Genomic DNA, 24,540 nt, shown 5'->3' with positions numbered 1-24,540 from the left:
AATCACCAGCCGCATCAGTAAAGGGCCATCGAAAGCTGCCGACGATATTCGCGAATCAGCTCCGAATCAGCCGGCAGCAACTTAAAGATGTCGACCATCAATTGCCTCGCTTGCTCGCGTAATTCCCCCTGATCCAGCTGCACTACTTTCAAGCAGTTTTCGAGCGATTCATCATAGATTTCGGCTGCGGCAAGCGACTCCGCCAATTGCAAACGCATCCGGCTGTCATCAGGATTTCCAGCCAACGATTTGCGACAATCATCTACCGTACCTGCACTCTGACCATGCAGCTGTAATTCAACGGCAGCTTTCAATTTTTGAGCCTCTGGTTCCAGAAAGCCTCTTTTTTCGAGCGATTCGATCAACACGTGACACTCATCAAACCGTGCCTGTCGATGCAAGAGCTCCAATAAGGCAATTCTTGCATCGCTTTGGTTGCCTTCCAGTTCGGCAGCCTGCCGAAGCAGTTGTTCGGCCCCTTTTTCGTCATCTGCCAAAATCGATTTCGCCTGCTCCACCAACTGTTCCGACTCCGACGGCATCATTCGCTGCAACCAAACGCGAATGTCAGCTTCAGGCAAGGCTCCCTTAAAACCGTCAACAATTTCTCCATCACGGAGTCCAAAAACGGAGGGAATCGATTGGACGCCAAATTGAGCTGCGGCGGACGGCGTTTCCTCCGTATTTGCCTTAACCAGCAGAAATCGCCCCTGATTTTCCTCTGCCAACTTTTCGAGAGACGGGGTGAGTGCACGGCAAGGCTGGCACCAGTCCGCCCAAAAATCAACCACGACTGGCAGCACACGAGAGCGTTCAATCACATCTTGAACAAACGTCGCATCGGTGGTGGAAACAACCCATTCGGATTTGGATTCGTTCATCCGCAACTCTTCTCCTTCTAAAACCTTCTCCTTATGAAACTTCGTCAACTCGCTTCCAGTTTTTGGACGGAATGCCAGATTGTCAAGCGATGCGATCAACAACGACAACGACAAGCTTGCCTTGCCAAGTCCGCTTTGACTTGGTAGCAAACACGATCTTGATTGTCCCGTAGAAAAGGAACCACCGAGATGCATGATCGGTTTCTCGCTCGCTTGAACAAGCTCCGTCGCTCACTGAAGAAAACAGGCGCGGACTCGATGCTGGTGACAAACTTCACGAATGTCACCTATCTGACGGGTTTCACCGGCGATGACAGTTATCTGCTGCTCACCCAGCAGGACGCTTGGATATTGTCCGATTCGAGATATACCACGCAATTGGCCGAGGAATGCCCGGGCTTAGAGGTGATTTCTCGATCCACCGGGGTCTCGCTCCTCCAACTGGTGGCAAAAATAGCAAAAAAACAGCGACTAAGCGGTTTGGCAATTGAGGAAGACACGCTAACCCTGGGTATTTACAGCCGTCTTTGTGACCAACTTGTGGCAACGCCACTCTGCAACACTTCCGGTTTGATCGAAGCCTTACGGGAAATCAAGGATCGCCACGAGATCAATGAAATTCGCGAGTCGGTTCGTTTGGCGCAAAAAACATTCGCCCTGATTCGGGCAGCTCTCCAGGGTGGGCAAACGGAAAAACGGATCGCAGCCGAAATTGAGCACCAGATTCGCCTCTTTGGCGGCACCGGCTGCAGCTTCTCGCCAATTGTTGCAGTTGGACCTCGAGCAGCTCTCCCGCATGCCGTGCCAACAGATCAACGAATTGAAGAGGGTGACTTTGTTTTGATTGACTGGGGAGCCCGGGCCACGCTCTACGCAAGCGACTTGACGCGTATTTTGGTGACCGGTAGAATCTCGCCGAAACTCGAGCGTATTTATGGAGTTGTGTTGAAAGCTCAGCTTAAGGCGATCAACGCAATCAGGCCGGGTGCCTTGATGAGTGACGTGGACGCTGCTGCTCGCGACGTCATTGCCAAAGCCGGATTTGGTCCGAAATTTGGCCACGGCTTGGGTCACGGGATCGGATTGGAGATTCACGAAGCACCGCGTTTGGCGATAAAACAAGAACAGCCGCTGAAGGCCGGAATGGTGATTACCATCGAACCGGGCATTTACCTTCCAGGCTGGGGCGGGGTGCGTATCGAAGATGATATTTTGGTGACGCGTGATGGTCACGATGTGCTTTCAGACGTCCCCAAAGATTTAGACTCGTGTATTGTTGACTGATTTGGACGGTGCACGCCGGCCAGACGTCGGATGATTTCTAACTGATCGTTTTTATCTGTCTTGGGGAGACTCATATGACGGGCTCAGAGCCCAATCCGGAAGAAGTCTTTGACGTGGAACGCATTCGGCAACTTGTCGAATTGATGGAAGAGCATGGACTTTCCGAGATCGACCTTCGGCGAGAAGAGCAACGGATTCGACTGAGGCGCGGCAACGAGACCGATGCGGTTGTTGCATTACCCACCGCACAAGTTCCCGAGGTAGCGCGGCCGGTTGAGCCTGCTTTATCCCCCGTGGAAGCGCCTGCCGCCCCCGCCGAGGATGACAAAAACGTTGTCATCATCAAGAGTCCGATGGTGGGTACCTTCTACGGCCGACCGAATCCCGACTCGCCTTCCTTTGTAAAGGTCGGTGACAACGTGTCCGCTGACACAACCGTCTGCATCATCGAAGCGATGAAGGTTTTCAATGAAATCCCGGCGGAAACGTCCGGCACGATCGTCGCTGTTCTTATCGACGATGAAGAGCCGGTCGAGTTTGGTAAACCACTTTTTAAAGTGAACACGAGCAAATAGCGAATGTACACACGAATCCTGGTTGCCAACCGTGGTGAAATTGCCTTACGAGTCATTCGGGCTTGTCGAGAAATGGGCATCGAGACCGTTGCTATTTTCAGCGAAGGCGATCGTGGTAGCGCCTACCTTGACCTGGCCGACGAAGCCATTTGTGTCGGTCCCGCCAAGTCAGCGGACAGCTATCTGAAGATTGCCAACGTGATCAGCGCAGCCGAAGTGGGCAATGTTGAAGCAATTCATCCTGGCTACGGTTTTCTCGCGGAAAACGCTCATTTCAATGAGGTTTGTCGCAGCTGCAAGATTGACTTTATTGGCCCCTCGCCCGAGGCGATGGAACAGTTGGGCGACAAAAACCAAGCTCGTTCACTTGCTCGAGACGCCGAAGTTCCGGTGGTTCCAGGCAGTGACGGCCTAATCGAAGGTGATGCAGAAGCGGTCCGCATCGCTCACGAAATAGGATTTCCGGTCCTGATCAAAGCCACAGCAGGTGGAGGCGGCAAGGGCATGCGAGTTGCGGCCAACAACCTCGCCTTGAAGTCGGCCTTACAACAAGCGAAGAAAGAAGCCGAAGCGGCCTTTGGAAACGGCGGCGTTTATTTGGAAAAATATATCGAAAATCCGCGTCACATTGAGGTACAAGTTCTTGCTGATCACCATGGCAACGCAGTTCATTTGTGGGAACGAGACTGTTCAACACAGCGTCGTCATCAAAAACTCGTCGAAGAAAGTCCAGCGCCCAACCTATCCGACGAAGCTCGACACTCGATGTGTGAAGCTGCGGTTCGAATGATCCGACATGCTAAATACACCAACGCGGGCACAGTTGAGTTCATCGTCGACAAAGAAAACAATTTCTACTTCATCGAGGTCAATGCACGAATCCAAGTCGAACATCCCGTTTCCGAGATGGTTACGGGAATCGACTTGATCAAATCCCAAATACGCATTGCGGCAGGAGAGCCACTCGGGCTGACTCAGTCGGATATCCAAATCAATGGCGTCGCCATGGAATGCCGAATCAATGCCGAGGACGTCGCCCAGGGATTTCGTCCAAGTGCAGGAACGATTGCCAAAATGATTGTCCCCGGGGGTTTAGGCGTCCGATTCGATTCACACGCTCACGCCGGCTACACGGTTCCGCCTTATTATGATTCTATGATCGGTAAGCTGATCGTTCATCAACCGACACGAAACGAGACGATTGAATGCATGTCACGTGCCCTTGATGAGCTGCGAATTGAGGGGATCAACACGACTATTCCCTTCCACAAAAAGATTCTTCGTGACACGACCTTTGCGGATGGCTGGGTGGATACGACGTTTGTCGAGCGAACTTTCTGAAACTCCGTTCACAGCGTGAACTGGCGTCCTTGGCGAGGCGGGGCGTAGCCACTAAAATCAGGCCCACTCGGGACGCTGGTCTCGCGCTCAGATTGTTTCCAGTCAGATTACCAAAACAACAAGCCCTCAAAGCTCGCTGTTTTGACCGCTCAAAATAGGCTCGCTTTCCCACTATCCAATTGCAGTTCGGAGTGATTTGTGCCCAGAAACGACTCCATTCGTCGCGTCGGCATTTTATTTGCCGGAGGTCCAGCCCCGGCCGCCAACGCCGTCATTTCAACGGCTGCTGCCTCATTCCTGAGGAACGGCATTCACGTGACGGGCATCTTGCATGGCTACTCAAATCTGATCGATTACTCGCCGGAACGGCCGTTGAAGGCGGATGAACACTACCGCGTGATCGATTCCCAAGTGCTGAAACGCACAAGGAACTCACAAGGAATCATGCTCGGCACGGCGCGCAGTAATCCGGGCAAGCTGATCTCCGCTCCGGCAGATTTCGACGACCCGGAAAAGTCAGCCCCTCTGCAGCGAGTTTACGAAGCACTTCGCTCGCTGGAAATCGATGCATTGATTTCTATTGGTGGCGATGACACACTTAAAACAGCTAACAAACTGAAAGTTTTTCAGGACGGCCTGCACGAAGACGCCCGTCGCATCCCGGTAGTTCACCTGCCGAAGACGATCGACAATGATTACATGGGCATCGACTTCACCTTCGGCTACTTCACAGCTGTCGAATTCATCGCGAGTGAAATCCGAAATCTGATCTACGACGCAGAAGCCGGACGATCTTACTTCCTCTGCGAAACGATGGGACGTAGCGCCGGCTGGCTTGCCTATGGGGCCGCCATCGCGGGTGAAGCAAGTCTCGTGATTAGTATCGAGGATATCGCGGGCGAGTACGCGACGAGTGAAACCATCACGAATTCAGTGACGGGCGAGTCGGAAACTCGAAAGATCATGGAGATCGACCGAGTCGTTGGCAAGATGATCAAAGTGATGCTCGCACGCGAAGCCGATCGCAAACCGTTTGGTGTCATCGTGATGGCCGAAGGACTCGCCGAATACCTGCCCTACAAATACTTGGAAGGGATTGACAGAGATGACCATGGCCACATCGCGATCTCCGAAGTGAACTTGAGTTGCTTGTTTGCTCGACTCATCACGGAAGCCTACCAAAAAGAAACCGGTCGAAGCCGCAAAGTCACCGGCCTGCAACTTGGATATGAGTCGAGATGTGCCAAACCACGTGCTTTCGATGTCATGCTCGGAGGACAACTTGGTGTCGGTGCCTATCGTGCTCTGGTCGAGGAAGGTCTCAACGGCGTCATGGTTTCCGTATCGGGTCAACTCGACTTACATTATGTCGATTTCAACACCCTCATCGATCCGGAAACTCTCGTCACGACAGTTCGATACATCAAACCGGACAGCGATTTCCATCGCTTGGCGAGATTCTTAGAAACTTACGTGAACGAGTAGTTTGAAACTCGTGGGACACCGCACGAAAACGCTGGTCCGAACCGGCGATTGCCGGGTGGGCAAACGCCGTCTGATCAGCCGAGAGTGCCTTTCGTGCTCGGGACTCCAGTCACGCGAGGATCGAGTTCGACCGCCATGCGGGTGGCTCGAGCGACCCCCTTAAACATGGCTTCGCTGATGTGGTGGCTATTGGAACCATGCTGGAGCACGATGTGCAAGTTCATCAGCCCATTCGCAGCAAAAGCTTGCCAAAACTCCTGCACAAGCTCACTGTCAAAATCGCCAATCTTACTTGAGGGAAAGCTTGCGGCAAAAACAAGATAGAAACGACCACTCAAATCGACGACGGTGGTCACAAGAGATTCTTCCATCGGCAATAAAGAATGTCCATAGCGTCGGATCCCTCGCTTATCACCGACCGCCTGCTTGAGGGCTTGCCCCAAACAGATTCCAACATCTTCCACCGTATGGTGTTGATCAACGTGCAAATCGCCTCGCGCTTCGACAGAGAGATCAAAGCAACCGTGGCGACAAAACAGATCCAACATGTGATCGAAAAAACCGACGCCTGTGCTAATCTGAGAAACTCCCGTACCGTCCAAGTCCAGCGTGAGCTGAATGTCCGTCTCGGCAGTTTTCCGGTCAATCTTGGCTAAACGCGACATGATTGAATCACTTTTTGAAAGGAAGGTGGGACGAGGGCTCCCTGACTTTCTTGCACAACTTTCTTGCACCTGTTACCGACAACCATCGATTAAAGAAGCGACTCCAGTACCGACAAACAGGCGTCCATTTGCCCTTCTCTCCCCACGGTGATTCGGATGCCCTCACCCCATTCAGGATAGTGCATGTATCGGATCAGAATCCGCTTAGCTTTCATTTCTTCATAAAGTGTTTTGAGAGTCCGTTCAGGGTGAGTACACCAGATGAAATTCGCTTGGGACGGTTGCGCCGAAAATCCGAGTTGGGTCAAAGCCACTTGTGTTCGCTCACGGGTCTTGCGGACGGTTTCCACATTGTCTCGTAGCCAATCCTGATCGTCGATTGCCGCAGTGGCCGCAGCAATCGAAAGCGCATCACAGTTATAGGAGTCTTTCACTTTTCTCAGCTGTGCAATGATCTGAGGCTGCGCAATTAGATAACCAAATCGCAATCCGGCCAATCCATACGCCTTGCTCAAACTGCGTGACACCATAATCTTTTCATTTTGGGCCACAAGGGGCACACAATTTTGATCGGCGAAATCAGCATAAGCCTCATCGATGAGCAGCGGACAATCCAGCCGATTAGCAATTTCCAAAACCTCCTCCGGATTCAATACGGTCCCCGACGGGCTATTCGGATTCGGCAGATAAGCGATCCCCAGATCAGGATCGTGTCGAGTAAAACTTTGATCAAGTGACCAATCGGGACAAAATTTGATCTCCTCGCTGCGAGCTCCTTGAATCTGCGACAAGGTCTTGTACAGGACATAACTCGGATAAGGCAATCTGAGCAATTTACCTTGAGCCACCATCGCACGCGTCAGAATGGTCAGAATATCATCGCTACCGTTTCCACAGAGAATCCAATCCGGCTCCACGTCCCAGAGTTGTGCTGCTCGCATGCAGAACGGTGTTCCCAACGGATCTGGATACCGAATTAGACTCGTCTCAGCAGCAGAATGAATTGCTTGAATCACTTTTTGCGAAGGCGGATACGGATTCTCATTCGTATTCAACTTGATGAACTTACCGACTTGCGGCTGTTCACCTGGAACGTAGCCGGCCATTGCGGCGATGTCTGGACGAACATACTTCATAACAACTGCCTTCGAGGTTGCCGCACTAGAAAGCCTTAACGTAAGCGAACGTCAACGCTTGCCCGGTGGGCAGTTAGTTCTTCTTTATCGGCGAGACGACCTACATCTTCGGCAATATCAAGGAGAGCCTTTTTTGAATACTGAATCACACTTCCTGATCGAAGAAAATCATTGGCCGATAAACCACTCGCCCAGCGAGCGGTTCCACCGGTGGGTAACACGTGCGACGGCCCAGCAGCATAGTCTCCCAAGGCGACCGGGGTAAAGTAACCAAGGAACGTTGCCCCAGCATTGCGAATCTTCAGACAAAGTTCATCCGCATTCGCGGTCGCGATGTGTAGATGCTCGGGTGCGATAAAATCGGTCAAGCGACAAGCCTCCTCCTCATCCGTGACACGGATCAGAGTTCCAAAGTTCTCTAAACTTTGCACAGTTAATTCGCTGCGAGAAAGTTCTGCAACTTGACGATTCAGTTCAACCAGACTGTTTTTCAGCACATCGTCTTCCCACGCGATCAAAATACTTGCGCCCGGAGCGTGTTCCGCTTGAGCAAGCATGTCCGCGGCAATGTCCGCAGGATGTGCCCCCCCATCGGCCAAAACGACAACCTCACTCGGCCCAGCGATAGAATCGATGTCAACTTCTCCGAACACCGTTTTTTTTGCCAGTGCAACGAACAAATTGCCCGGCCCCACAATTTTGTCTACGGGTTCGATGCCGGTCACCCCAAAGGCGAGCGCTGCCACGGCCTGAGCACCTCCCATTCGATATACCTCGCTGACCCCCAATTCATGGCAGGTGGCAAGAATATCCGGGTTGTAAGCACCGAAGCGTGTTGGAGGAGCAACAACAGCGATTTCATCGACACCCGCCGCCTGTGCGGGAACCGCAGTCATCAGGACCGTTGAGGGATAGGCAGCGGCCCCACCGGGAACACAAATGCCAATTCGTCGTAGCGGCAAATATCGCTGCTTCAGCGATACGCCGACCTCTCGGGTTACCTCCACATCCTGATGTAAAATGGCTGACTGAAATTCATTCACGTTTTCGCGAATCCGGCGAATCGTTCTGAGAAAATCCGGATCCGCCTGCTGATGGGCGGCGGCGAGCTCAGCTGCTGGAACCCGCAACGTGTCCGCACTCAGTTCGGCACCATCAAGTTTTTGGCAGTAGTCCAATAAGGAATTCATTCCTTGCTGTTGAACATCGCTGCAGATTTTTTCAACTACCTGCATCGGTGTAAGCGGTTCGCCAAACACCTCAATCGTCCGCAAACGACTCGCATCACTGGTGACGTCGCCTCGCGGGCTGAGTTTCCGTCGTAGGGCTTCCAACGTGGGTTGAGCGTCGCCCTCGCGGATATCAATGAAATCGATATTGAGATTTATTGGAGCCATTTGATCCGTTATACCGTCAAGAAAAAGAGAATTCACCGGAGTATTTTGTCTCGAATCGCAGTTGCCGCCTAGCCCACGCAATGCCCTCTCGGACTGCCCCCTGGAATCTGGCAAAGGCGATTGGTAGGCTCATGTCAATTCCACCAAACGATCCGCCGAGCCTCGATTATGTCGCATGAACGTATAGACTTACGAAGTGACACCGTCACCCGCCCTACAGCCGAAATGCGGCAGGCCATGGCTGCTGCCCATGTCGGGGACGACGTCATTGACGTCGATCCAACGGTCGCCGAATTGCAAGAAGAAATTGCCGGTTTGCTTGGAAAGGAACAAGCGGTCTTCATGCCTTCCGGGTCGATGACCAACCAAGTTGGCATCCGAGTCCATTGCAAACCGGGCGATGAATTCCTCTGCGATACCAACTGCCATATCTTCAACTACGAACAGGGGGCATTCGCCCAACTCAGCGGAGTGGTCGCAAGGACGGTCGACGGTGGCCACGGTGTGGTCACGCTCGAACAATTACAGCATATGATCCGCCCAGAGAACGACCACCTCACACGAACAAGACTGGTCTGCCTGGAAAATACGCACAATCGAGGGGGTGGCAAGATTCAACCGCAGCAGGAAGTCACTGCCATCTGCACTTGGGCGCATAAAAACGGACTCCGGACCCACCTCGATGGAGCCAGATTGTTCAATGCAGCCGCTGCCACCAAAATATCCTTGGCTGACCTTTGTACTGATTTTGACACCGTGAGCGTCTGCTTTAGTAAAGGACTTGGTGCGCCCGTGGGATCCGCGCTCGTCGGATCTGCGGAGGCTATGCAGGAAGCTCGCCGACACCGCAAACTATTTGGCGGCGGAATGAGACAGTCCGGCATCATCGCCGCTGGTGCCTTATTCGGGTTGCGCAATCACTTCGACCGCATGGTTGAAGATCATGCCAATGCTCAACTGTTGGCGACAGCCATTCAAGACACGCCTGGAATCCGCTTGGCTCAAGACTCCGTCGAGACAAATATTGTCTTCTTTGACGTCGATTCAGAGCTAGGTTCAGCTCATGAGTTTGCAGAAGATTTAGCTTGCCTCAACGTTCATATGCTCTGCGAGTCGCACAAACGCGTGCGAGCACTCACTCATTTGGACGTCACAACCGAACAGATTCAGCGAGCGAGTGAGATTATTCGTCAGGTTTCAGAAAGCAGATCAGCCGCAGCCAAGCGTTAAAGCAAATGCAGCAGACTCGTTGGAGCACCGAGGATTTCGTCCATTTTAGACCCGAACTGGACGGTCGATGATAGACTGAGATCTAGCGGAAAGTGGTGGGCCGCTCGGTTCAACTCCAGGCAGGAGCCGGAAATCCTCACCCCGTTTTGAGGCCCCGTCGGCATGTCCGTTCCGATCGAACAATTTTGGAAGCTTGCTCGCACGAGCTCTCTATTTAGTGCCAGTGAATGCACCACATTGCATGATCGCTTTCAGGCAGTCAGTGGAGCCAACGTTGACGCCAACGCACGAACACTTGCCAGTTGGCTAGTGAGTGAAAAACGACTCAGCGTTTATCAGGCACAGGTTCTCTTAGCCGGCAAGCCAGGACCGTTTTTTTTCGGCGATTACCGGGTCAACGACCGAGTGGAAAGTGGACTCGGAATTCGTCGATTTGCCGGCGTACACCGGCCAACCAATCACCGTGTCCTATTACATTTCTGGCACGGATCTGCGGACGATTGGGCAGAAATCGAATCCCAAGCAGCACGGCACCAGAGTCTCGATCATCCTCATCTGGACCGCTGCTATGAGACCATTCAGGACGGTCCCTTTCGAATTGCCATCTCTGAGGATGTGGAGGGAATCACCCTTCGCAGCCTGCTCGCAAAGGAACAACCGTTACCCAGCGGTGACGCGATACGAATTACCCACCAAATTGCTCTCGCACTCAATCAAATCCACACAGCTACCCTCATCCACGGATTCGTGCTTCCGAACGAACTGGTCTTGCAGCCGGGCAACCATTCACGACTGCGTCGACTGCCACTGCAACGAAACGCCCCTGTTGATTTCACCGCGTCCGATCCCAAACAACGCTTGCTGGACCAAGCGGACTATCTGGCTCCAGAGTTGAAAAGGCAGGGACAAGCGCCCACTCCGCTTTCGGACATCTACGCACTAGGTTGTATTTTTTATCAACTGCTATCAGGCCAACCGCCTTTTCCGGATGGAGAAGTCGCTGAAAAAATGCAGCGTCATGCCACGGAACCGGTTCGCCCACTCGATGAATTTCGTGCAATGCCAAGTGGATTGAGCGAAGTGTCCTCCTTCATGATGGCGAAGAACCCAGAACTCCGGTACCAGCAGAGTGCCGAAGTCGCAAGAAAGCTAGAGGCTTTTCTGGGAGGCGCACCCAAAGCACGCCTGGCCCGACCAAGATCGACAGAAGGGTTCTATTTGTCACATCTTGAAAAACAACGAGAGCGGATTCCAACCCATCTGGTTTCCCCTCAGAATCGCTCGACACCAATTCAACCTGTCGCACCACCAGAATCTATTCCAACGACCGTCGCGAGCGGCCCGCCAGAAGTCGCCAGCTTCAAAACATCACCAACGCCGGTCATCGAAACTCCCATCGTCGATACGGGCTCCTCCCAAGTGACAGCAGGCCAATCTCCGACGCATTCCCGCCCGACTTGGCAACGATTTGGCATGGCAGCCGTTACGATAAGCATCTTGATGCTTGCTATCGGACTGATCATCAACTGGCGTGCGCCCCGAGTTCAGAGTCCTGCGGATCCAACACACCAGTCAAAAACAGAGCAGGGCGTTAGCCCCACACCAGTAGCCTCCCCAACAGCAATCAACCTTGCAAAAGATGAATCGCTGATCGACGACGACGGTCAGACGCTCTGGCAGTCTCCGACAAAGGGTGAGCCAATTGAACTTTCCTACAGCCCGCCAGCGGCTCAATTTTTCTTAATTGCTCGCCCACGCGCGATGCTGGAATCCGATGAAGGACCGGCGGTTCTGAACGCCCTGGGACCATTAAACGATCACGTGCAAGCTCTGTTTGAGGAGTTACAACTTTCCTTGGCAGAAATCGATCAATTGCTGATCGCCCTTACCCCCCAAGATGTTGGCTCCCCCCGAGTCACAATCGTCGCAAAATTCAACTCGGAGCCCACCGTCACAGAATTGTTAACACGAATCAACCATCAAGATTCTCCGGACGGTAAACGCTGGCAAATAGCCGACTACCATGCGATCGTGCCGAAAGAAGATCCAAACGTCATCTGTTTTGCTGACGAAACAGAAATCACCGAAATAGTGAAAACTGGCGGTACGCCTCCGCTGCTAAAACGTCAAATCGAGAGGCTCCGGCGCCTCACAGATCGAGAACGCCATCTCACGCTGCTATTTGATCCACATTTCCTGAACGCGGATGGCCGAGAAACACTCCGCGGAATCTACACTGCGCTGCGTGGGCCGATCTCTAATTTTCTTGGAGACGAAGTCCAAGCTGCCACCGTGAGCCTTCATTTTGAGAACCCGTTCTACGGTGAAGTCCGACTTGCCTCTTCTTTGGATCAGGATCCATTTCGGTTGGCCGCTACCTGCCGACAACGATTGAGCAGCCTTCCCGAGAAAGTGAATGACTATCTTGGGCGCACAACCATTGAACGTTTTTGGCAACCCATCGCCCTGCGATTCCCGCTGATGCTTCGTTTTCTTCATGATCAAGCTCGGATTGGAGTGACGGACCAATGTGCGGTAATCAATTTTGTGGCACCCGAAAAATCGGCTCACAATCTGGTGCTTGCCTCCCAATTGGCCATCGAAGCCTCCGGTGCCAGTCCCCCGCAAGAACCGCCCTCAAGCCCCGAACCCACGGACTGGCGCAGGATTCTCGAGCATTCTATGAATCTGTCGTTTCCTCAACTCTCGCTGGAATTCGCGCTGCGAGACTTCACTGCGGTCCTCAAAGATACTTTTCCGTCGGAAAACATTCAGATCAAGATCGTCGGCAGCGACCTCCAATTGGCCGGAATTACTCGAAATCAACAGATCCGAGATGTCCAGCTTAAGCAAAAAACGGTCGACGAGATTCTCACGCAGCTAGTCCGACAAGCGAACCCGGTTCGAACCGATTCACTTTCGTCGGTAGAGCAAAAACTCGTCTGGGTGCTGGCCCCTAGTGACGAATCAACCGGTAAAACCATCCTGATTACCACCCGCACCGCCGCGACTCAAAAAGGCTATTCTTTGCCAAAACAATTCCTGGCAAATCCCTCGAATCAATGACTAAAATAGAGTAAATAGAGAATTCGGGCTCGGCAGCGAGACGGACCCTCGAGATCGGGTCTCTCGTTCTCCTCTGTCTGCCGATCTACTTGGAACACAAAACTGAGATAGGACATCGGGCGTGGAAGCGTTTCGCATCGCATGTACAACCTGCAGAGCCCGGCTGACGGTGCGCGACGCGCAAGCCATTGGCCAAATCTTGCCTTGCCCCAAATGCGGCAGCATGGTTCTGGTGGAGTCTCCAAAGAGCTCAACCACCGATGATCCCCCGCAACTGTCAGAGAGCGACAGAGAGACGGCTGCGAATTCCTCAATGCTCTCCGGCTCTTTCGACAATCTCCACGAATTCCTTGATGAGCCAACGCAGGCAACTGACCACCCAACCACGAGCGAAACGGAAGCAACGGGTCCTGCTAACCACACCTCCGAAGAGGCCGAAGCAACCTCCCAACGTTGGAGAAATCAAGACAGCTCTAGTGAGCTCCCCGAAGAATCGTTCGCCGAAGCGGCTGCCACCGTCGAAACGGCTCAGCCTGTGCAGCCATCTACTGAGAAGAATGAGTCCAATGAAACCGATCAGCTCGCAGAAACTGTCCCCAGCCAGCAAGCAAACCGGCATTCGTACGTGATCGTCATCGGTGGCTGCATACTCGGCCTCACAGCCGCGCTCGGGCTCGCTGGATTCATGCTTTCCCAACCTGCAGCCGACGGAGGTGTCAAGCCAGCGATTACGAATGGGTCCCAAGCAACTGCGATCACCGAAACAGATCAGCCAACTTCCCAGGAGCCTTCAATACCCGACCCATCCGACGACACTGCTAACCGACTGAGTAACGATGAGTCAACAACTGTCACGGCACCAGACATCGAAAAGAGGCCGACTTCCGAGCCAAAGACGAGCTCCGAGGACACCCCGATCGAGCAACCATCGCCGGCATTAGTCGTTGAACAAGAACAACAGGAATCGGAGAGTTCGCCGACAACTCTCCCCAACGAACCTCAAGATAATCAACAAATCGACTTGGCTGATGACGATCTCGCCAGTTTTGCCCGCTGGCTTCAATCTCCTGACTCGACTGAACAGTTCCCCCCCCCCGTGCCGACGCAACCGAAGCCAAAACCAAACGTCGCCGAACAGAAAACGGTTTTGGTCAAACCGCTCCAACCAACTCGCCCCATTCCGAACAAAGTGGATGTTGCATCTCGGCTTGAAGACCCGATCATTGCGGTCGAATTCAAGAGTGTCTCGCTTGCAAATGCATTACGAACGATCAGCAATTACAGCACTATTCCCATCACAATTGATCCAAATGGTTTGGGACGACGCAACCTCACCGCCAATAAGCCTGTTGACCTGTTAATTCGAAACGAATCGACGGTCGGGCAAGTCCTAACAAAGTTACTCGGCGAGTTGCACTTGGGTTATTTCGTGGTTGATGGACAACTGATTGTCACCACGGCAAAATCCAGTCAAGGTAAACTGACCCAACTGAACCATCGCGTGGGCGATTTGTGCGACAACAATCCCGAAAGCATGGCAGCCTTTTCGCAATGGCTGCAAAAGTTTGTAGAGTACGGATCTTGGGCCTCCCAGGGCGGTGAAGGCAAATGCCAGGTGGATGGCACGACCTTGGTCATTGAGCACGACGATACGGTTCAGTATCAAATCCTACTGCTTTGCGAACGACTTCGGCTCGCTAGAGGAAGCATTGCCCAAAGTAGGATTCGACCGGAATTTGTCGAACTGACCCCCAAAAGGGACTTACTACGAGCGAGCCAACGGCCGATTACCTTGCGAGTCTGGCGTGACGCCAATCTCGACGCAATCGCCGCCTCGATCGAGGATCAAGCTGACATCAAGCTGCTTGTCGATTGGTATGCACTGCACCTCGCAGGATGGTCTCCCAGGGACCAGATGAAGTTCTTCTGCCAGGACCTTCCGCTGAAAGAAGCCTTGGCCAAGCTGCTGCAGCCCATGGGGCTGACCTATCGAATTCTTGACAACGCCACCTTACAAATCACATCCCTTGAGGCGATTTCGACCGATATGGATGTGGAATTTTATCCCCTTCCGGCTGGCGAGTCATATGAAGAATTAAGTGAAAAGATCGTGAGAAAGATCGGACCGGCACAATTTCAGCCAACCGGTCGCGGGTCGATTAACTTCGACGTGAAAAGCAACTCACTGATCGTGTCACTGCCGCAGCCGGATCAAGCAATCGTCCAAGCAACAATCGCCCCCTAAAGGCGGAAAGTTGAGCGGCCTTCGAGTGGGTCTACCCGAATCCCACCGCAGCCATTAAGAGGATACGGGGTTTTCGATCTCGACTAATTCGCCCTGTTTTGCCATTTCGCGAATATCTTCTGTGATCTTCATCGAGCAGTACTTGGGACCGCACATGCTGCAAAAGTGTGCGCTCTTAAAGGTGTCTTGCGGCAGTGTTTCATCGTGATATCGCTGAGCTGTTTCGGGATCTAACGAGAGCCGAAATTGCTCGGCCCAATCAAACTCGAAACGGGCCTTGCTAAGGGCATCATCTCGTTCTTGAACGTCTTTGCGATGACGGGCCAGGTCGGCAGCATGAGCAGCGATCTTGTAAGCGATCACTCCCTGCTTCACATCTTCCTCGTCAGGAAGTCCCAAGTGTTCTTTCGGCGTGACGTAGCACAACATTGCTGCCCCACTCCAACCAGCAATCGCAGCGCCGATCGCACTGGTGATGTGATCATAGCCAGGAGCGATATCGGTGACGAGCGGGCCCAACACGTAAAACGGAGCACCTTTGCAAACATCGATTTGACGCTTGATGTTCATATCAATCTGGTCCATTGGAATGTGGCCAGGACCTTCTACCATCACCTGCGTCCCGTGTTCCCAGCTTCGTTCGACCAGTTCGCCGAGAACATCTAATTCCGCGAACTGGGCATCGTCACTCGCATCCGCAATGGACCCGGGTCGCAAACCATCCCCCAAACTCCAGGTCACGTCGTACTGTCGCATGATCTCGCAGAGGTCACCAAAGTGCGTGTAGAGCGGGTTTTGTTTGCGGTGGGCCATCATCCACTTTGCAATCAAAGAGCCGCCTCGGCTCACAATCCCCGTCACCCGATTCATTGACAAATGAAGGTGTTCGAGCAACACGCCACAATGAATCGTCATATAGTCGACCCCTTGCTTTGCCTGATGGTCTACCATGTCGAGAAAGTGCTGTGGTCGCATATCTTCGATTTCGCCACCAAGCTCTTCGAGCATCTGGTAGATCGGAACCGTGCCAATGGGCACCGGAGAGGCTTGGATAATCGCATTTCGAATGTCGTCGATATTTTTTCCGGTTGAGAGATCCATGACCGTATCGGCACCATGGTGGATCGCCGTTTGCAACTTGGTGAGCTCTTCGTCGACGTTGCTGGTTACAGCCGAATTACCAATGTTCGCGTTAATTTTGCACAACGCCCCAATGCCGATCGCCATCGGTTTCAAGCATGCATCGAGGTGGACACGATTGGCCGGGATCACCATTCGTCCTTCGGCAACTTCTATTCGAACGTCTTCGGAACTCAGGCTTTCGAGCTCCGCCACATACTCCATCTCGGGTGTGATCTTCCCGTTACGAGCTTCCAGTAATTGCGTCATGGTAATCGGGTACCTTTCACGGCAAACGGCCAATCGAATCCTTTGATCGGAATATGTTAACACCCGCCGATAAAAGCGAATAGGGGCGGGCATCGCTTCTCGGGTCGCCGTCAGAGTGTCTTCAAATACTCCAAAACTGCATGCTTTTCCGAATCCGATAGCCGATTGACGAATTCATGGCCCGAAGCTGATTTTCCAATCCGCCGCGTATCGAAAAACTCACGTCGGTCAGTCGCAGAACGGCCGATTTCTGGAACTTGCTCGAATTCGTCCACGTGCAATCCAACTCGGCTGAAATCGAGCTGCTGTGCCGATCGTCTCCAAACAACGGGACGTTCTTCCGGATGCAAAAGGTGCCAGAGAGTTGGGATGGCTCCATTGTGAAGATAGGGCGACGAGGCCCAGATACCGTCGAGAGGTGGAGCGACGTAGCCGACCGGATCATGTTCGACAGTTTTGGTACCAAAATGCCCGAACCAGCTCTCTCCGTAACCTTTGCGGTGAACCGACGTCAAAGCTCGCAGTCGAACCGGATCCGTACCGATCTCGTCCAGCGGAATCGTGCGTTCCGGGTAATCGACCGCCTCACCGTAGGAACCGTGGCATTCAGCACATGCGCGTCGGAAGGCCACTTGGCCCTGTTTTGCCAAAACCTGGTCGATCCTATCGGGGTACTCGGGAGCTCGCAGAGACTGAATGTAGGAGTATACATGTTCGAAATCAGATTCCCACTCCCGAAATTTTTCGGGTCCATTTTCCTCGACCAGCATAAACTGCATGAGAGGCCGAGGGCCTGACGGAGCGAAGCCATCGATATAGAGTTTTTCCTTGCGATAAATGTTCCACCACGGCGGGGCGTCCATGTCGTGATGGACCATGGGTGGTGGCAATCGCCTCCCAGAAAAACTCAAATCAGGCTGTCGGTAGGCCATCAGCGCTACGCCAAACATCACTGCGTTCGTTGTGCCAGTGTTGCTTCCTAGCGGCATAAAGAGCGAACCCACATCCATTCGCGTGAGCTGCTTACTCGCTTTCAACTTTGTGAGACGAATCTCGGCGGTCATCGTGGCAAGTCGAAAGTCGGTGTTGGGCGCCCCTGGGGTGACGACACCATTCACCCGGCCACCGTGACAGGAAAAGCAGTTCATCGACCACTGACCATCATCCGAAACCACATACTGCAGCGGCTTCCCCGCTCGCTCTCCGGGTCTCTGGCTGAGCCCGTAGCGTTCGAAAGCTAATTTCCGGCGTTCGGCAACTGTCGCTTTGTAAGCTTTTGATCGCAGCGGTTCAGGCCAGACTTGCCAGACTTGGTCAAACGTTTCCTGGTCGAAATCAGCTGGCAAATAGGCTTTGTCAACCAACAACCGGTAGCCATGGTCAGCCGAATCACCCCAAGAGCTGCTAAAAAACACTGAGCAGAGGAGGAGGCCGAACAGTGATCTGACGGTGCCAATCATGTGAAAAACTCGCAGTTTCGCGCCGATCCAGCCTTGTTTGCCACGACGCCAAGGATGGATAACGGGCAAATCGCAGTAGGCCTGCATCTTACCAGGGTCTTGGCAAGAACCGGAAAGCAGGTCGATGATTAACCGAATTAGCAGCTACTAGCCTGGCTCGTAGCCAAGATTTGGAGCCAACCATTTTTCCGCGGTTGCAACCGTCATCCCCTTACGCGCCGCGTAGTTGGCAACTTGATCACTCGTGAGTCGATCCACCGAAAAATAGCGAGCTTCCGGATGGGCGAAGTAAAAACCACTCACACTTGCGGCCGGCATCATGGCAAAACTCTCCGTCAAGGAAACGCCAATTTCCTGTTCCGCGCCCAAGAGGTTGAACAGAGCCTCTTTTTCGGTGTGATCCGGGCATGCCGGATAACCTGGCGCCGGGCGAATACCGCGGTAGTTCTCATTGATCAAATCATCTTTGTTCGGAGATTCCTTGGAGCCAAACCCCCAATCAATTCGAGCTTTTTGATGCAACCACTCTGCTGCTGCTTCAGCGAGCCGATCGGCCAGTGCCTTCACCAGGATGGAACGATAATCATCATGTTGCGCCTCATAAAACTCGGCAAGAGCTTCTGCTCCGAGGCCAGCCGTCACCACGAAGGCTCCCAAGTAGTCTTGGCGCCCCGACGAACGGGGTGCAACGTAATCGGAGAGACAGCGAAAATGATCCTGTCCTTTTCGTTCCCATTGTTGACGCAAAAAGTGGAACCGATTCGTGGGTGTGGTGCGGCTATCGTCTTCGAACAAAATGACATCTTCGTTATCGGATTCTGCCGGCCAAAAACCATAAACGGCTTTGGCTTCAAGTTTTCCCTGATCGATCATTTCCTGCAACAGCTTCGTTGCATCGTCAAACAGTTCCTGAGCGACTTCCTTTAACTTTGGATCTTGTAAAATTGCAGGATATTTCCCCTTCATTTCCCAGGCCATAAAAAAGGGCGACCAGTCGATGAATTCACGCAATTGATTCAGATCGATGTTACTGAGTGTTCGAACTCCGATAAAGCTTGGTTTCTCGATCGATACTTGCTCCCAATCGGTTGGAAACGGCTTTTGTTGAGTTTCGGCAAAAGGGCTCAGCTTTACATCCCGCTGTTGGTAAGAAGCCACTAATTGCTGTTGCAAATTGCGGTTTTCCTGCACCAACTCGCGACGCATGGTTGGACTGAGTAAGCGATCAACGACACCGACGCATCTCGAAGCATCAATCACGTGCACCGTTGGTTGACTCAGATTGGGTGCAATTTTTACTGCCGTGTGTTTTGCGCTCGTCGTGGCGCCGCCGATCAGCAACGGGATCTCAATGCCGGAACGTTCCATTTCGCGTGCAACATGCATCATCTGATCAAGACTCGGAGTAATCAAACCGGACAGTCCAATCATGTCGACACCGTGTTCGATAGCGGCAGCCAGAATTTTCTCAGAGGGCACCATCACCCCAAGATCAATCACTTCGTAGTTATTACACCCCAAGACCACACCCACGATATTCTTTCCGATATCGTGAACGTCCCCCTTCACAGTCGCCATGAGAATCTTGCCCCGGGCGGACTGATCCTGAATTCCCGCGGCGATCTTTTCTTGTTCCATGTAGGGCAGCAGATAGGCCACTGCTTTTTTCATCACTCGAGCCGATTTCACGACTTGCGGCAAGAACATCTTGCCTTCGCCAAACAGATCTCCAACGACCGTCATTCCACGCATCAACGGCCCCTCGATCACGGCAAGACATCGATCGGCCATTTGGCGGGCTTCTTCAGCATCTTGCTCGATAAACTTATCAATGCCTTTGATCAAAGAATGCTTGAGCCGATCTCCCACAGGAACATCGCGCCAAGCGAGATCTTCTTTGGAAACGGTTCCTTTTTGACCCTTGAAGGACTCGGCTAGTTCCAAGAGTCGATCGGTAGAGTCCTCGCGGCGATTCAGAATCACATCTTCGACACGGTCCAGTAGATCTTTCGGTACTTCGTCGTAAACCGCGAGTTGCCCCGCATTGACGATGCCCATATCCATCCCAGCTTTGACGGCATAATAGAGAAACGCCGCGTGCATTGCTTCCCGGACTACATCGTTGCCGCGAAATGAGAATGAAATATTGCTGACACCGCCAGAAACCAGCGCCCCCGGACATTCCAGCTTGATGCGCCGAGTTGCCTCGATAAAGTTGACCGCGTAGTTGTCGTGTTCAGCAATGCCCGTCGCCACAGTGAGGATGTTAGGATCAAAAATGATGTCCGCTGCTGGAAAACCAACCTGTTCGGTCAAAACTTCGAAGGCTCGGCGACAGATGGCAACTTTATCCTCAATCCCTGTCGCTTGCCCCGTTTCGTCGAATGCCATCACAACGACCGCGGCACCATAACGACGAATCAGCCTACCCCGTTCAATAAACTCAGACTCTCCATCCTTGAGACTTATGGAGTTGACGATCGCTTTTCCCTGGACACACTTGAGTCCCGCCTCAATGATCGACCATTTAGAACTATCGATCATCACCGGAACAGCACTGATATCGGTCTCACCCGCGATAAGATTCAGATATCGAGTCATCGCCTGCTCACCATCCAAGAGAGCATCGTCCATATTGATATCGATCACACTCGCACCATTCAAAACCTGTTGTCGTGCGACTTCGACCGCTTCCTCAAATTCACCATTTCGGATGAGCCGAGCAAATTTCCTCGAACCGGTCACATTTGTACGTTCGCCAATCATGGTGAAATTGGCATCTGGACGCAGTGTCAATGACTGTGTCCCGCTGAGTCGCGGCAACCGCGCAATCGTCTGCTGTTGATGCGGCGAAATCCCACTAGTCGCCCCAAAAATCTCATGAATGTGCTCCGGGGTCGTTCCGCAACACCCACCAACGATATTCAACCAACCCTCACGAGCGAATTCTGCCATCCATTCCGCTAATTTCTTCGGGCTCATGTCGTACTGGCCCATTTCATTGGGCAGTCCGGCATTCGGATGACAGCTGATAAATGCGTCCGAGACTTTTGAAAGCTCTTCAATGTGCGGACGCATCAATTTTGGCCCCAAGGCACAGTTCATCCCGACACTGAGCAAAGGAAAATGTGAAATGGAATTCCACATCGCCTCGACGGATTGACTGGAAACAAAGGTCACACCTGCTTCATTGAAGGTGGTCGAAATCATCACCGGAACGGTCACGTTTGCTTCATCCATGTAACGCTGGATCGCAAACAGGCAGGCTTTGAGATTCAAAGTGTCGATTACTGTTTCCGGCATCAAAATGTCGACCCCTGCTTCGACAAGCGATTTCACTTGGTCGAAATAAGACGCCTCCATTTGATCAAAAGTTGCACCCCGAAAACCTGGATCCTCGACATCGGTTGAGATTGCCGTTTGCTTCGTCGTGGGCCCAATCGATCCGGCTACGAACCGAGGACGATCAGCGGTCGAAAATCGTTCGGTGGCACGTCGTGCACAATCCACTGCCGCTTGGTTAATATCTTTGACTGTTTCCGGATCGAGCCGAAATTCTTCCACTCCAACCGGGCTCGCCCCAAAAGTGTTCGTAGTGACGATATCAGCCCCAGCTTGGAGATACTTGCCGTGAATCTCGGTGACAGCGTCCGGCTGGGTCAGGCAAAGCACATCCACAAAGTTCAACAGATCAACGGGATGATTCTTAAATCGTTCGCCTCGAACATCGGCCTCCTCCAGATGCAATGCTTGCACCATCGTTCCCATGGCACCGTCGAGGACGAGGATTCGATCCTGCAACAGTTCTCGGAGGTTTTGTTCGGTCTGACTCACGGAGGATCGCAAAATCATGAATTCGATCTTTTTGATGGTTTCTAGCTGCTTACAGCACAATTTCAGCGACGAAGACCGCCACCTTACGCGATTACGGTCACATTACGGCCGTACGGTCACCCCATTTTTGATCCGTCCAGCCACCGCTCGACCGATTGCCAGGATAGTTCATCGGGTGACGGTTAACCGGAAAAGCTTACCTAACCCTCAAGATCAGTCATAAGGAGGCCGATTATAGAGGCTGGCGGTCCGCCTTGCCGACCGCTCCATTACCTCTCGATAGCATAAAGCTTAACTGGCTAAGTTACGTCTGGACAAGAACCAATGAAGCCCATCGCCCCTCGACATCTTAACACCCCCACAAAGGAAGACGAGCCGACACGAGTCGCTCGTCCCATTTTGACCATTCCAAACTGGAACCACCAGCCAATGGAGATGGTCGAAACGGATGGTGAAAAAATCGATTTCGAAGCAGCGGCCTCAGGGAAGATGCCGGAAAATTCCCAGCTTTCAGATTCGCCCAAGAATGAAAAAACGGGCACAGAAAAAAGACTTCGAGACACGATCCACGTCTACTGGTCGACCGCCAGAAGCCAGGCAGAACTTAAGCTGCCTCGGCGGCTGCCTGAAGCGATTCGGGGCATATTACCCGGCATCGGCATTGCCATTTCGTTGATTTTTGTCTGGTTTTTCATTCAGGGTCGCTCAAGTCAACCAACCCCGAATGACCTCGTCAATCAGGATTCGTCCACCGTTATCAAACCCATCACGGAAGCGCCCTTGCGGAAGTCAGAGAACCAGTCTCTGGCGGTGACCCAACCAGATCGACAAAAAATCACAAACGCAGATCCGCCATCAGAAGCTCTCTTTAACAATGTCTCCATCATCGAACGCAACGCTCCTCCAGTCAGTCCGAAAACTCAAGTCACACAGGCTGAGATTTCTTCCCGGGAGCGAGTTGACATCGCCTCGAGAACAGCGATCGAATCAACTTTTGCCAAAACCAAGTCTCGACCGTCGAGAACAACGGTTGCTCCAACAACCCGACTAAATCAATCTGAATGGCCGCGAAACGAGAACAAGTCGGCCCCCGCGTTGGACCCGTTGACAATCGAGCAACGGCCTGTTGTTGAGACCAATCTCAATCAGGTACCGCAAGCAAATCGCACACCCACTTTTCGTCGTCGCGAACTTCAACCGAGTCGCCCTCAGACTGTGGAACCGTACACGCAGGATTTGCAACCTCAGTACTCTTATCAAACAACAGACCCGTCCACTTACAAAGATCCCGACTATGTGGTGCCACCCGTTACCCGCCGTACGGCAAGGGAATAGAACAACGGCGAAATTGATTCTTGACGGGTAACAACATCACGCGCAACACCAGGAAGGTCGAGACAATGACATCATTGGACCAAGCGTTCATTCGAGCATTCTCAAAGGAAGATCAACCAATCGCCCCAGAGGCCGTTTCCGGAGATAAAGCGAATACGGAGCTTTACGTCGAAGTGGCCGATTCGACACCCGATCAGCTCGCCTCCGCCCCGATCGGCCAATCCACGTCAATAATTGACGAACCGCTCGAAGTCGAAACCCCGACCAACCGCAACTACACGGGATTTATCGTCGACACGACTATTCGTTCGCTCGACAACCCGACAGCGGACGACCACACGATGTCGAGAGAAACGGCAAAACGGCCGCATGTCAATCCGGCAGGGGAGTGCAAGTCCGTTTCACTCGAGACCAATCCTCCCACGTTAGAACCCGAGGAGTCAACGCCTGTTGAGCCTCAGGAGCCAACGCCATCGCTACAGCAAACAGCTTCCGTTGTCAGGATGGAACCAACCGTCGTAACGTCGCCCCCGCTGTCGTTCAAACCCGTTTGGGAAGTCGACGAGTTTCAGCTTCCATCGCCTTGTCTCCAGATGCACGATGGACTCCAAGAGCAACTGTACAGCGTGCGATCCTTGATTCGCGATGTGTTTCATGACCAGCAAAAGCTGATAAGTATCCACAGCTGCAATCCGGGCGAAGGACGAACAACCCTCGCGATTGGACTTGCCTACTTCATGGCACAACAGGGGCACGAAGTATTGATCATCGACGCCAATCACGATCAGCCGAATCTGGCAGAAACGCTGGGATTATCGGTCGAATTTGGCTGGGAACGATTTGAGAGCGGTGAAGAGCCGCTGGAAGAATGCTGTATTCGATCACTCCAGAATCGGTTTTCAATTCTCCCGATGATTAGCAGCGATTGGTCAATTGGCGAGCTCGGGTTTGGCCAAACACTTCGCACGATGGTCGGATCGCTCATCAACGCGTTTGATCTCATTCTACTCGATACCTCTGCGGGACGCCCCGTGTGGAGCAGCGAGATGGAAGATGTAACAGCCGCTCACTTCATCATACGTGATGTTCGCCAGACATCGGATGACGCCTTGTTGCAAATGAAACGACACCTGAAACAACACTCGAATCGGATCGTTGAAACAATTGAGAATTTTTCGATCGCAGATCACATCAACCTCAAAAAGACCGCTTAGGAA

At 52.7% G+C, this 24,540-nt stretch carries 16 protein-coding genes; 9 read left to right on the top strand and 7 right to left on the bottom strand.

All coding sequences use genetic code 11. The features are described from left to right. Positions 1 to 14: 14 nt before the first annotated feature. Entirely contained in the window at positions 15 to 881 is an 867-nt protein-coding gene (locus P8N76_00335) for a tetratricopeptide repeat protein (GenBank protein MDG2380095.1), read from the bottom strand. 189 nt (positions 882 to 1,070) lie between these two features. On the opposite strand from P8N76_00335, the gene P8N76_00330 reads away from it, so the two are divergent. The 4 genes from P8N76_00330 to P8N76_00315 all read left to right on the top strand — a co-directional run bounded on the left by P8N76_00330 (position 1,071) and on the right by P8N76_00315 (position 5,566). After that, entirely contained in the window at positions 1,071 to 2,165 is a 1,095-nt protein-coding gene (locus P8N76_00330; GenBank protein MDG2380094.1) for a Xaa-Pro peptidase family protein, read from the top strand. A 74-nt stretch (positions 2,166 to 2,239) separates the two neighbouring features. After that, a complete protein-coding gene (accB, locus tag P8N76_00325) occupies positions 2,240 to 2,740 on the top strand; it encodes an acetyl-CoA carboxylase biotin carboxyl carrier protein (GenBank protein MDG2380093.1) in 501 nt (166 codons plus the stop codon). A gap of 3 nt (positions 2,741 to 2,743) precedes the next feature. Beyond that, positions 2,744 to 4,081, top strand: coding sequence for an acetyl-CoA carboxylase biotin carboxylase subunit (gene accC / locus P8N76_00320; protein MDG2380092.1), 1,338 nt, complete (start codon positions 2,744 to 2,746; stop codon positions 4,079 to 4,081). 198 nt (positions 4,082 to 4,279) lie between these two features. Continuing rightward, complete coding sequence (locus P8N76_00315; protein MDG2380091.1) at positions 4,280 to 5,566, top strand: 6-phosphofructokinase; 1,287 nt, start codon at positions 4,280 to 4,282, stop codon at positions 5,564 to 5,566. 74 nt (positions 5,567 to 5,640) lie between these two features. Here P8N76_00315 and hisB read toward each other — a convergent pair whose 3' ends face one another. The 3 genes from hisB to hisD form a co-directional block, all read right to left on the bottom strand. Next, complete coding sequence (hisB, locus tag P8N76_00310) at positions 5,641 to 6,231, bottom strand: imidazoleglycerol-phosphate dehydratase HisB (protein MDG2380090.1); 591 nt, start codon at positions 6,229 to 6,231, stop codon at positions 5,641 to 5,643. Positions 6,232 to 6,320: 89 nt separating this feature from the next. Beyond that, the gene (gene hisC, locus P8N76_00305; protein ID MDG2380089.1) at positions 6,321 to 7,367 is read right to left on the bottom strand and encodes a histidinol-phosphate transaminase; all 1,047 of its coding nucleotides are present in this window, start codon (positions 7,365 to 7,367) and stop codon (positions 6,321 to 6,323) included. 35 nt (positions 7,368 to 7,402) lie between these two features. Then, positions 7,403 to 8,764, bottom strand: a complete 1,362-nt coding sequence (gene hisD / locus P8N76_00300) for a histidinol dehydrogenase (GenBank protein MDG2380088.1) — start codon at positions 8,762 to 8,764, stop codon at positions 7,403 to 7,405. Positions 8,765 to 8,932: 168 nt separating this feature from the next. Here hisD and P8N76_00295 point away from each other — a divergent pair, with 168 nt between their 5' ends. The 3 genes from P8N76_00295 to P8N76_00285 all read left to right on the top strand — a co-directional run bounded on the left by P8N76_00295 (position 8,933) and on the right by P8N76_00285 (position 15,305). Then, entirely contained in the window at positions 8,933 to 9,994 is a 1,062-nt protein-coding gene (locus P8N76_00295; protein ID MDG2380087.1) for a GntG family PLP-dependent aldolase, read from the top strand. Positions 9,995 to 10,156: 162 nt separating this feature from the next. After that, positions 10,157 to 13,060, top strand: a complete 2,904-nt coding sequence (locus P8N76_00290; protein MDG2380086.1) for a protein kinase — start codon at positions 10,157 to 10,159, stop codon at positions 13,058 to 13,060. A gap of 313 nt (positions 13,061 to 13,373) precedes the next feature. Beyond that, positions 13,374 to 15,305 (top strand): hypothetical protein, encoded by a 1,932-nt coding sequence (locus P8N76_00285; GenBank protein ID MDG2380085.1) that lies wholly within the window; start codon positions 13,374 to 13,376, stop codon positions 15,303 to 15,305. A 54-nt stretch (positions 15,306 to 15,359) separates the two neighbouring features. Here P8N76_00285 and thiC read toward each other — a convergent pair whose 3' ends face one another. The 3 genes from thiC to metH form a co-directional block, all read right to left on the bottom strand. Beyond that, positions 15,360 to 16,694 (bottom strand): phosphomethylpyrimidine synthase ThiC, encoded by a 1,335-nt coding sequence (gene thiC / locus P8N76_00280; GenBank protein ID MDG2380084.1) that lies wholly within the window; start codon positions 16,692 to 16,694, stop codon positions 15,360 to 15,362. A gap of 110 nt (positions 16,695 to 16,804) precedes the next feature. Beyond that, positions 16,805 to 18,241 carry a cytochrome c gene (locus P8N76_00275; GenBank protein ID MDG2380083.1) on the bottom strand — a complete coding sequence of 479 codons (1,437 nt, stop codon included), beginning with the start codon at positions 18,239 to 18,241 and terminating at the stop codon, positions 16,805 to 16,807. A gap of 60 nt (positions 18,242 to 18,301) precedes the next feature. Beyond that, positions 18,302 to 22,006, bottom strand: a complete 3,705-nt coding sequence (metH, locus tag P8N76_00270) for a methionine synthase (GenBank protein MDG2380082.1) — start codon at positions 22,004 to 22,006, stop codon at positions 18,302 to 18,304. Positions 22,007 to 22,312: 306 nt separating this feature from the next. On the opposite strand from metH, the gene P8N76_00265 reads away from it, so the two are divergent. Continuing rightward, entirely contained in the window at positions 22,313 to 23,323 is a 1,011-nt protein-coding gene (locus P8N76_00265) for a hypothetical protein (protein ID MDG2380081.1), read from the top strand. A 65-nt stretch (positions 23,324 to 23,388) separates the two neighbouring features. Further along, on the top strand, positions 23,389 to 24,537 hold the full coding sequence (locus P8N76_00260) for an AAA family ATPase (protein MDG2380080.1): 1,149 nt from the start codon (positions 23,389 to 23,391) through the stop codon (positions 24,535 to 24,537). The last annotated feature ends 3 nt before the right edge of the window (positions 24,538 to 24,540 follow it).

The sequence above is a fragment of the Pirellulaceae bacterium genome (genome assembly GCA_029243025.1).
Taxonomy (GTDB): Bacteria; Planctomycetota; Planctomycetia; order Pirellulales; family Pirellulaceae.
The sequence above is the reverse complement of the archived record's forward strand: the minus strand, read 5'-3'. Positions and strand labels throughout refer to the sequence as shown.

Bases quoted from the DNA above. Each gene is read 5' to 3' on its own strand.
- P8N76_00335 (MDG2380095.1), bottom strand. From the start codon at position 881: ATGAACGAATCCAAATCCGAATGGGTTGTTTCCACCACCGATGCGACG.
- P8N76_00330 (MDG2380094.1), top strand. From the start codon at position 1,071: ATGCATGATCGGTTTCTCGCTCGCTTGAACAAGCTCCGTCGCTCACTG.
- accB (MDG2380093.1), top strand. From the start codon at position 2,240: ATGACGGGCTCAGAGCCCAATCCGGAAGAAGTCTTTGACGTGGAACGC.
- accC (MDG2380092.1), top strand. From the start codon at position 2,744: ATGTACACACGAATCCTGGTTGCCAACCGTGGTGAAATTGCCTTACGA.
- hisB (MDG2380090.1), bottom strand. From the start codon at position 6,231: ATGTCGCGTTTAGCCAAGATTGACCGGAAAACTGCCGAGACGGACATT.
- hisC (MDG2380089.1), bottom strand. From the start codon at position 7,367: ATGAAGTATGTTCGTCCAGACATCGCCGCAATGGCCGGCTACGTTCCA.
- hisD (MDG2380088.1), bottom strand. From the start codon at position 8,764: ATGGCTCCAATAAATCTCAATATCGATTTCATTGATATCCGCGAGGGC.
- P8N76_00295 (MDG2380087.1), top strand. From the start codon at position 8,933: ATGTCGCATGAACGTATAGACTTACGAAGTGACACCGTCACCCGCCCT.
- P8N76_00290 (MDG2380086.1), top strand. From the start codon at position 10,157: ATGTCCGTTCCGATCGAACAATTTTGGAAGCTTGCTCGCACGAGCTCT.
- P8N76_00285 (MDG2380085.1), top strand. From the start codon at position 13,374: ATGCTCTCCGGCTCTTTCGACAATCTCCACGAATTCCTTGATGAGCCA.
- thiC (MDG2380084.1), bottom strand. From the start codon at position 16,694: ATGACGCAATTACTGGAAGCTCGTAACGGGAAGATCACACCCGAGATG.
- P8N76_00275 (MDG2380083.1), bottom strand. From the start codon at position 18,241: ATGCAGGCCTACTGCGATTTGCCCGTTATCCATCCTTGGCGTCGTGGC.
- metH (MDG2380082.1), bottom strand. From the start codon at position 22,006: ATGATTTTGCGATCCTCCGTGAGTCAGACCGAACAAAACCTCCGAGAA.
- P8N76_00265 (MDG2380081.1), top strand. From the start codon at position 22,313: ATGAAGCCCATCGCCCCTCGACATCTTAACACCCCCACAAAGGAAGAC.
- P8N76_00260 (MDG2380080.1), top strand. From the start codon at position 23,389: ATGACATCATTGGACCAAGCGTTCATTCGAGCATTCTCAAAGGAAGAT.